This is a genomic window from Streptomyces sp. NPDC059900 (assembly GCF_050270335.1).
Lineage (GTDB): Bacteria > Actinomycetota > Actinomycetes > Streptomycetales > Streptomycetaceae > Streptomyces.
In genome coordinates this window covers 1-1383 of the sequence record NZ_JBNNJZ010001090.1, presented here as the reverse complement: position 1 = coordinate 1383, position 1383 = coordinate 1, and the positions used below count along the sequence as shown (strand labels likewise).

General features: G+C 70.4%; 1 protein-coding gene. It reads left to right on the top strand.

The window, feature by feature from the left end; translation table 11 throughout:
• Positions 1-35: 35 nt before the first annotated feature.
• Positions 36-1383 (top strand): non-ribosomal peptide synthetase (locus ACQKIP_RS47470; protein WP_427745873.1); only part of this gene is annotated, 1348 nt, incomplete at its 3' end.

The following is a 1383-nucleotide window of genomic DNA, read 5'->3' as shown; positions in this document are numbered from 1 at the left end:
TCCTTGAGCAGGTGGCGGCGGATCCGCAGGTGCGGTTGAGCGAGATCGACGTGCTCGGTGCGGGCGAGCGGGTGCTGGTGCTGGGGGAGTGGAATGCCACGGCGCGGCCGGCCGGGTCGGAGACGGTGCCGGAGCGGTTCCGGGCGTCGGCGGTCCAGAACCCGGAGGCGTGTGCGGTGCGCTGCGGGTCCGAGGAGCTGTCGTACGCGGAGTTGGAGGCGCGGTCGAACCGGCTGGCCCGCTACCTCCGTCGCCAGGGCGTGCGAGGAGAGTCGCGGGTGGGCCTGCGGCTGCGCCGCGGCGTCGACATGGTGGTGTCGATGCTGGCGGTGTGGAAGGCCGGGGGTGCGTATGTGCCGCTGGACCCGGAGTACCCCGCCGACCGCCTGGAGTTCATGGTCGCCTCCAGCCAGGCGCAAGTCGTGCTGGACACCGCCGCGCTGTCCGACGCGGCGGAGGCAATCAGCGCAGAGTCGGAACTGCCGCTCGACATAGAGATTGCTCACGACCAGTTGGCGTATGTGATCTACACCTCGGGGTCGACGGGCCGTCCGAAGGGTGTGGCGGTGGCGCACCGGGGGGTGGCCAATCTGGTCGAGGCGATGGGTCCGGTACTCGGTGCCGGTCCCGGTGAGGTGACGTTGCAGTTCGCGTCCTTCAGCTTCGACGCCTCGGTGCTGGACATCGCCGCGACTCTGGCGTTGGGCGGCACGCTGGCCATCGCCACCGGCGAGCAGCGTTCCGACCCGCAGGTGCTGGCGGAGATGATCCGGGACAGCGGGGTGACGGTGGCCAGCGTGGTGCCGTCCCTGCTGTCTGTGCTCGATCCCCTGGCAGTCCCCGGTGTACGGAACTGGGTCCTGGGTGCCGAGCGGTTGACCGCCGATCTGGCCGCCAAGTGGCGGGCGCAGGCGGGGCTGTGGAACACCTATGGGCCTACCGAGGCCACCGTGATGACCACGGCCGTGGAACTGCCCGCAGGCTTCGCGTCCGATGACGAGGCGCCGGCGATCGGCGGTCCGCTGCCCAACACTCAGGTGTACGTCCTGGACGATTTCCTGCGTCCGGTGCCGATCGGCGTCACCGGTGAGGTGTATCTGGCCGGTCCGGGTCTGGCCCGCGGCTACCTCGGCCGCCGGGAGCTGACCGCCGAGCGCTTCGTGGCCTGCCCGTACGCCGGTGGCAACCGCATGTATCGCACCGGCGACCTGGCGAAGTGGAGCGAGGAAGGGCTGCTGCACTTCCAGGGGCGCGCGGACGAGCAGGTCAAGATCCGCGGGTTCCGTATCGAACTCGGCGAGATCGAAGCGGTCCTCACCAGCCACCCCGATATCGCCCAGGCCACCGTCATCGCCCGCGACGACCGCCTCGCCGCCTACACCG